Raw genomic sequence first — 7,513 nt, 5'->3', positions numbered from 1 at the left:
CGCGGTCGAGTCCGGCGGCTACCACAGGTTGATCAACCGCAACAGCACCAAGGCGGTCGAGGTCCAGGGCGCTTCCACGGCCGACGGCGCGAACGTCGTCCAGTACAGCGACTGGGGCGGCGCCAACCAGCAGTGGCAACTCGTCCGCGTCGGCTGATCCACCAGCGTCGCACGGCGAGGGACCTCCCCCGCCTTTCACCATCCCCTCAAAGAAGAGGAGCACGCCCATGGCCGGGTCCGGCCAACATCCGTTCACCACAGTTCCGCGAAGCCGCAGGAATCGCAGGCTGGCCGGTGTCGCCGCCGTCGTCACCATGCTGCTCGGCGGCATGCTGACCGCGCTCGGCGCGACGACCGCGTCCGCGGCCACCGTGGACACCAACGCCTGGTACGTCCTGGTCAACCGCAACAGCGGCAAGGCACTCGACGTGTACAACCTCGCCATGAACGACGGCGCCCGCATCACCCAGTGGGCCCGCAACGACGGCAACCAGCAGCAGTGGCAGTTCGTGGACTCCGGCGGCGGCTACTACCGGGTGAAGTCGAGGCTGTCGGGCAAGGTGCTGGACGTCTACAACTTCTCCACCTCCGACGGCGCCAACATCGTGCAGTGGGCCGACGGCAACGGCACCAACCAGCAGTTCCGGCTCGCCGACTCCGACGGCGGCCACGTCCGCCTGATCAACCGCAACAGCAACAAGGCGGTCGAGGTCCAGGGCGCGGCCACCAACGACGGCGGCAACGTCGTCCAGTACAGCGACTGGGGCGGCGCCAACCAGCAGTGGCAGCTCATCCGCGTCGGCGGCGGCACCAACCCCACCACCACGACGACCCCGCCGAACGGCCCGTGCTCTCTCCCGTCGACGTACCGCTGGTCATCGACGGGCTCGCTGGCGAACCCGAGGCAGGGGTGGGTTTCGCTCAAGGACTTCACCCACGTCCTCTACAACGGCAGGCACCTGGTCTACGCCACGACGCACGACACGGGAACGACCTGGGGCTCGATGAACTTCGGGACCTTCACGAACTGGTCCGACATGGCCTCGGCCAGCCAGAACGGGATGAACACCGGCGCCGTCGCGTCCACGCTGTTCTACTTCGCCCCGAAGAACATCTGGGTGCTCGCCTACCAGTGGGGCCCGACCGCCTTCAGCTACCGGACGTCGAGCGACCCCACCAACGCGAACGGGTGGTCGTCGCCGCAGACGCTCTTCACCGGCAGCATCACCGGCTCCGACACCGGACCCATCGACCAGACGATCATCGGTGACGGCACGAACATGTACCTGTTCTTCGCCGGTGACAACGGCAAGATCTACCGTGCCAGCATGCCCATCGGGAACTTCCCAGGCAGCTTCGGCTCGTCGTACACGACGATCATGAGCGACACGACGGCCAACCTGTTCGAAGGCGTCGAGGTCTACAAGGTCCAGGGCCAGAACCAGTACCTCATGATCGTCGAGGCGATGGGGAGCAACGGGCGCTACTTCCGCTCGTTCACCTCCAGCAGCCTGAGCGGTTCGTGGACACCGCAGGCCGCCACCGAGAGCAACCCCTTCGCGGGCAAGGCCAACAGCGGCGCCACCTGGACCAACGACATCAGCCACGGCGACCTGATCCGCAGCAACCCCGACCAGACCAAGACCATCGACCCCTGCAACCTGCAGTTGCTCTACCAGGGACGCAGCCCCAGCTCCGGCGGCGACTACGGCCTGCTCCCCTACCGACCGGGCCTGCTGACGCTGCAACGCTGATCGCCCGAGTCAGGTCCACCCCAACCGGGCCGGCGCCCCCACCCCTCACCGGGTGAGGGCGTCGGCCTGTTTTCTGTGACGGCCCGCCCGCGGCGATCGCGCATCCGGAAATTCGTCCGGAGTTCACCTGTTGGCCACCCGTTCCCATGTCCAACCTTCGTCGACTTGGAAATGATCGGGTGCGAGGGGGTTTGATGAAGCGGCGGTTGGGTGTCGGGCTCGCGGTGGTGCTGGTTCTCGCGGTGGCCGGGGTGGTGGTCTTCGGGGGTGAGGACGAGGTGCCCGCGGGTCCGCGGACCGTGACGGGGGTTGTGGGGTCGGAGAAGGCGCCGTTCTTCGCCGAGCGGCGGGTGGTCGACGCGTTCGCCGCGCACGGCATCGTCGTGCGGGTGGACACCGCGGGGTCGCGGCAGATCGCGACGGAGGTGGACCTGCGGACCTATGACTTCGCCTTCCCCGGCTCCGAGCCGACCGCTCAGCGGATCGTGCGTGACCTGGGTGCCAAGACCAGCTACTCGCCGTTCTTCTCGCCGATGGCGGTGGCCACGTTCGCGCCGATCGCCGACCTGCTCACCGCGCGCGGTGTCATCCGTCCCGGCCAGGAGGGCAGGCCGGTGTTGGACGTCGCCCGGTACCTCGACCTCGCCGGGAAGGGCACCCGCTGGGACCGGTTGCCGGGCAACACCGCCTTCCCCGCCCGCCGCACCGTGCTGATCAACACCACCGACCCGCGCGACTCGAACTCCGCGGCGATGTACCTGGCGGCCATGTCCTACGTGGCCAACGGCAACAGCGTCGTCAACAGCCCCGCCGAGGAGGCCGAGGTGCTGCCGCTGATGACCCGGCTGTTTCTCGACCAGGGCTACACACCGCCGAGCTCCGAGGGACCGTTCGTCGACTACCTCGCCGCGGGCATGGGCAAGACCCCGCTGGCCCTGATCTACGAGTCGCAGTTCCTCGACCGCCAGATCCGCGGTGACGGCTCCATCCGCGACGACATGCGCCTGGTCTACCCGGCGCCGACCGTGCTCTCCAAGCACACGCTGGTCCCGGTCACCCCTGGCGGCGACGAGGTCGGCAGGCTGCTGACCACCGACCCTGGCCTGCAGAGGCTCGCCGCCGAGTTCGGCTTCCGCACCGCCGACCCCGCCCACTTCCGCCAGGTCGTCGCCGACCGGAAGCTGGACGTGCCCGCCGACCTCGTGGACGTGGTCGAACCGCCGTCGCACGAGTCGCTGGAGCGCATGCTCGACGCCATCGGGAAGCAGTACTGATGGATGAGTTCGCGCTCTCCCCGCCCGAGCCGGTCGTCGCCGTCCCGGTGGAGCGGGCGGCGGGCCTGATCCCGCTGGACGACACCGTGCGGGAGACCGCCGCCCGCCGCGCCGAGGAGTTCACCGGCGCGCTGACGCTGCTCGACCCGCGCTCACCCGACTTCCACGACCGCGTCGACGCGCTGCTGGCCGTCGGCGAGGCGGACATGCGCGCCGCCGCCCACACCGCCCACGGCCTGCTCGACCGCTCGCTCGACGCCGATCCAGGGGTCGCGGCCAGCCTGGCCGCTCTGCGGCGGACGGTCGTCAGCCTGGAGCCCGCCGAGGTTCCGCAGGCCCCGCGCAAGCTGTTGCGTGTTTTCACCGGCTCCGGCAACGCGCGCAAGATGCTCGACCGCTACCGCGCCGCGGAACGGCCCATCACCTTCCTCGTGCGGGAGCTGCGATCGCGGCAGGACCAGTTGCGCCGCGACAACGCCGCCGTCAAGGGCGAGCGGACCCGGCTGTGGGACGCGATGCGCAAGCTCACCGAGAGCGCGACGCTGGCGCGCGCGGTGGACGAGGCCGTCGAACGGCAAGCGGGCGTCCTCGACCTGGCCGACCCCGCGATGGCCACCGCGCTGCGCTCGGACGTGCTGCACCCGGTGCGCCAGCGCCACCAGGACATCCTGACCCAGCTGGCCGTGTCCGCCCAGGGGTACCTGGCGCTGGACCTGGTGCGCCGCACCAACGACGAACTGATCCGCGGCATCGAGCGGGCCGTCGGCACGACCGTGTCCGCCCTGCGGATCGCGCTGACCGTCAGCGCCGCGCTGGCGGGACAGAAGGCGATCACTGCCGAGCTGACCGGCCTCCAGGGGACCACCGAGGCCCTGCTGCGCGGCAACAGCGCCCTGCTGGCCGCGCAGACCCATGAGCTGGCCGAAGCGGGCGCGGGCCCGGCGGTCGGCGTCGACGCGATCCGGTCGGCCTTCGACGCGATCTTCCAGACCATCGACACCATCGACAGCTTCCGCGCGAGCGCCACCCGGAGCATGGCCGACACCGTCTCGGCCCTGTCCGACGAGCTGCGCCGCGCCCACCACCGGGTCCAGCGCTCGGCCGACGCCTTGGGGGACGCGTGAAGCGCCTGATCACCTTGCTCATCACTGCCGCGGCCGTGGCGTCCTGCTCGACCGACGCCGGTCCGTCCACGCCGTCCGAGCCGCAGGAGGGTCTGCTGCGGGTGCTGGCGGGCAGCGAGCTGGTCGACCTGGAACCGCTGCTGGCCAGAGCCGCCGAGGCGACCGGCGTCGAGGTCGAGTTCACCTTCACCGGCACGCTGGAGGGCGCGCAGACCCTCGCGGCGGGGACGACGGACTTCGACGCCGTGTGGTTCTCGTCCAACCGGTACGTCCAAGCCATCCCCGAGGCTTCGGCGCGGCTGGCGGTGCAGACCAAGGTCATGGCCTCGCCGGTCGTGCTCGGCCTCGCCGAGTCCAAGGCCCGCGAGCTCGGCTGGGTGGACGCGCCGGTGACCTGGGCGGACATAGCCGAGGCCGCGAGCGCCAAGCGGTTCACCTATGGCATGACGGACCCGTCCGCGTCCAACTCCGGCTTCTCCGCGCTCGTCGCTGTCGCCTCGGCGCTGTCGGGATCGGGCGATGCCATCGACGCGGCCGCGATCGACGCCGTCACCCCGGCGCTGACGGGGTTCTTCGCCGCGCAGGCGCTCAGCGCGGGCTCCTCCGGCTGGCTTTCGGACGCCTACCAGCGCCGCGCCGCAGGCACCGACCCCGGCCCGAAGATCGACGGTCTGGTCAACTACGAGTCCGTGCTGCTGTCGATGAACCAGTCGGGCGCGCTGCCCGAGCCGCTCGTGATCATCCGCCCGTCCGACGGTGTGGTGACCGCCGACTACCCGCTCACCCTGCTGACGGGCACCGCCGCGGCTGCCCGCGCCGACTTCGACCGCCTCACCGCGCACCTGCTGTCCCCCGAGGCGCAGGCCGAGATCGTGGCCACCACCCAGCGCCGCCCGGTCACCCCCGGCGTCGCCCTGCCGGAGTCCTTCGGCACGGCGACGCTGATCGAGCTGCCGTTCCCGGCCACCGCGGCCGCGTTCGACGCGCTGCTCTCGGCGTACTTCGACCGCATCCGCCGCCCTTCGCGCACGGTGTACGTGCTGGACACGTCCGGGTCGATGAAGGGCGACCGGATCGCGGGCCTGCACTCCGCGCTGGGCAGCCTGACCGGCGCGGACGGGGACGAGGTCGGCAAGTACCGCAAGTTCCGCTCGCGCGAGGAGGTCACCCTCCTGCCGTTCACCGACGTGCCCGGCTCGCCGAAGTCGTTCACCGTCGACCCGAAGGCGCCGGACACTACGCTCGGCGCGATCCGCGACTACACCGGGACCCTGGTCGCCGAGGGCGGCACCGCGATCTACGACAGCCTTGCCACGGCCTACGACCTGCTGGGGGCGGAGTCCACCGAGGACCGGTTCGTATCCATCGTGCTGATGACCGATGGCGACAACACCAACGGCTCCGACATCGCCGCCTTCACCCGCCGCCACGCGGCCTTGCCGCCGTCGGCGAAGGCGGTCCCGGTCTTCACCGTGGTCTTCGGCGAGAGCGACCAGTCGGAGATGGAGCAGCTGGCCACGCTCACCGGCGGCAGGCTTTTCGACGCCCGCGACTCCGACCTCACGCGGGTGTTCCGGGAGATCCGTGGCTACCAGTAACCGGGTGCTGGGCTACCTCGGCTCCACCAAGAACCTCGCGGGCTGCGTCCTCGGCCTCGTCGGCGTGGCGCTGTGGTCTTTCGACCTGATCGGGGCGATCTGGCCCTTTGTCGTGGCGGCCCTGTACCTGGCGGGAGTCTTGGCCGCGCCGCCGGAGAAGATCCGCCTGGTGGACGACGCCCAGTCCCTCCGCGAGGCGCACGCCGCGCTCTCGACGGCCCGACCCCGGCTCCCGGCGGAGCTGCGCGACCGGTACACCCACCTGCTGGACGTCCTGTCGTCAATGGTGGACCGGCACGCCGACCTCGCCGCCGACCCCGACGCCGCCCACGACGTCGACCGCCTGCTCCGCAGCGACATCCCCTTGGCGGTGGAGACCTACGCCAACCTCCCCTGGTGGCTCATCACCTCCCGCGCTTCCCCGGCCGACGAGCTGGCCACCCAGCTCGCCCTGCTGACCGCTGACGCCGAGCACGTCGCCACCCGGTTCTTCACCACCGACCTCAACCGCCAATCCGACCACACCCGCTACCTCAAGGACCGCGCAGGCCCGGCCGCCGACCCTGTGGACCCGAACCCGCGATTCGACCGCGACCAGCCGCGGCAGTAGGTACTAGGTCGTGTTTCAGATGTGGGGTGCGGGAGAGTCGTGATCAGTCCGGCCGCAGGCGGTGCGGACGGATCGCCCTAATACCGGTGTTGTATTCGGGCGCATCCGGCCCGTGCCGCCTGCGGCCGGACTGGCGCGGCTATGCCGTGCTCCCCATCTGAAACACGACCTAGGTGGGTCGATGCGTGGTCAGAACTGGGAGATGAACCTCCACGCCTCGCCCTTGGTCCAGGTTCGGACGCCGTCCTCACACGCGCAGCCGTCGACCGGACCCGGCACGTGGCCGCCGTCGAACGCGGCCCACTGCACCGGGTACCCCGCCCGGCACGAGTACGTGGTCGTGATGTGCGTGCGGCTGCCCACGCCGGGCTCGCGCGGGCTCTGCGCGACACAGCCGTTGTTCGCCACGAACCGATCACGCAACGACCGGCCCGCCGAGATGTTCAGCACGTTGTCCGAGAGGCCGTGGATACCGAAGTACGCGATCGGCTGCGTACCACCGGAGCACCCGCTCAACTGCGCACCCGCGTAGACCACCACCGCGCGGAACACCGTCGGCCGCGAGCACGCCAGCGAGTAGCTCATGCCGCCGCCGTAGCTGAACCCCATCGCGAACCGCAGCTTCGGGTCGACGCAGAGGTCGCCCTCGATCCGCTTGATCATGTCGTCGACGAACACCACGTCCTCGCCGCCGGAGTTGGCCCAGCCGTTGCCCAGGCCCTGCGGCGCCACGAGGATCGCGCTGTTGTTCGACTGCTCCTGCATCCCGTAGTACGACCACGCCGTCCCGCTGGTCCCGCCCGAGGACACGTCATTCATCGTGCCGCCACGCCAGTGGAACCCGAAGATCAATCGATAGGGGCGGGTGTTGTCGTAGCCGTCGGGCACCCGCAGGATGAAGCTGCGACTCTTGCCGCCGCTCTGGATCGTGTGCGCGCCGCTGCGCAACGTCGGGACCTTGCCGCAGCCGGTGCCGCCGCCGGGGTCGCCGCCGCCGGGCACCTTGGCCAGCTGCCACTGCTGGTTGCTCCCTCCCGTGTCCGCGTACTGCACGACGTTCCCACCGTCCGCGGTCGAGAAGCCCTGCACCTCGACCGCCTTGTTGCTGTGCCGGGCGATCAGCCGCACGTGGCCGCCGTCGGAGTCGGCCAGT

5 protein-coding genes and 2 pseudogenes are annotated in these 7,513 nt (G+C 70.4%); 6 read left to right on the top strand and 1 reads right to left on the bottom strand.

Annotated elements, in window-relative coordinates; translation table 11 throughout:
• The 6 genes and pseudogenes from ACTG9Q_RS32855 to ACTG9Q_RS32830 form a co-directional block, all read left to right on the top strand.
• Positions 1-154: pseudogene (locus ACTG9Q_RS32855) on the top strand (RICIN domain-containing protein); the annotation flags it as partial.
• 73 nt (positions 155-227) lie between these two features.
• Complete coding sequence (locus tag ACTG9Q_RS32850; RefSeq protein ID WP_455576847.1) at positions 228-1,754, top strand: non-reducing end alpha-L-arabinofuranosidase family hydrolase; 1,527 nt, start codon at positions 228-230, stop codon at positions 1,752-1,754.
• A gap of 194 nt (positions 1,755-1,948) precedes the next feature.
• Positions 1,949-3,028 (top strand): hypothetical protein, encoded by a 1,080-nt coding sequence (locus ACTG9Q_RS32845; protein WP_455576846.1) that lies wholly within the window; start codon positions 1,949-1,951, stop codon positions 3,026-3,028.
• On the top strand, positions 3,028-4,152 hold the full coding sequence (locus ACTG9Q_RS32840; protein WP_455576845.1) for a toxic anion resistance protein: 1,125 nt from the start codon (positions 3,028-3,030) through the stop codon (positions 4,150-4,152). The genes ACTG9Q_RS32845 and ACTG9Q_RS32840 overlap by 1 nt, the downstream gene beginning before the upstream one ends.
• Positions 4,149-5,750 (top strand): substrate-binding domain-containing protein, encoded by a 1,602-nt coding sequence (locus ACTG9Q_RS32835; protein WP_455576844.1) that lies wholly within the window; start codon positions 4,149-4,151, stop codon positions 5,748-5,750. The genes ACTG9Q_RS32840 and ACTG9Q_RS32835 overlap by 4 nt, the downstream gene beginning before the upstream one ends.
• Positions 5,737-6,360 carry a hypothetical protein gene (locus ACTG9Q_RS32830; protein WP_455576843.1) on the top strand — a complete coding sequence of 208 codons (624 nt, stop codon included), beginning with the start codon at positions 5,737-5,739 and terminating at the stop codon, positions 6,358-6,360. The genes ACTG9Q_RS32835 and ACTG9Q_RS32830 overlap by 14 nt, the downstream gene beginning before the upstream one ends.
• Positions 6,361-6,552: 192 nt before the next feature.
• On the opposite strand, the pseudogene ACTG9Q_RS32825 reads toward ACTG9Q_RS32830, so the two are convergent.
• Positions 6,553-7,513: pseudogene (locus tag ACTG9Q_RS32825) on the bottom strand (RICIN domain-containing protein); the annotation flags it as partial.

The sequence above is a fragment of the Actinokineospora lacus genome (genome assembly GCF_053813445.1).
Note: the sequence above shows the minus strand (reverse complement) of the source record. Positions and strands in the feature narration are given on the sequence as shown.

Excerpts from the sequence above, each read along its gene's own strand:
- ACTG9Q_RS32850 (WP_455576847.1), top strand. The coding sequence starts at position 228 with ATGGCCGGGTCCGGCCAACATCCGTTCACCACAGTTCCGCGAAGCCGC.
- ACTG9Q_RS32845 (WP_455576846.1), top strand. The coding sequence starts at position 1,949 with ATGAAGCGGCGGTTGGGTGTCGGGCTCGCGGTGGTGCTGGTTCTCGCG.
- ACTG9Q_RS32840 (WP_455576845.1), top strand. The coding sequence starts at position 3,028 with ATGGATGAGTTCGCGCTCTCCCCGCCCGAGCCGGTCGTCGCCGTCCCG.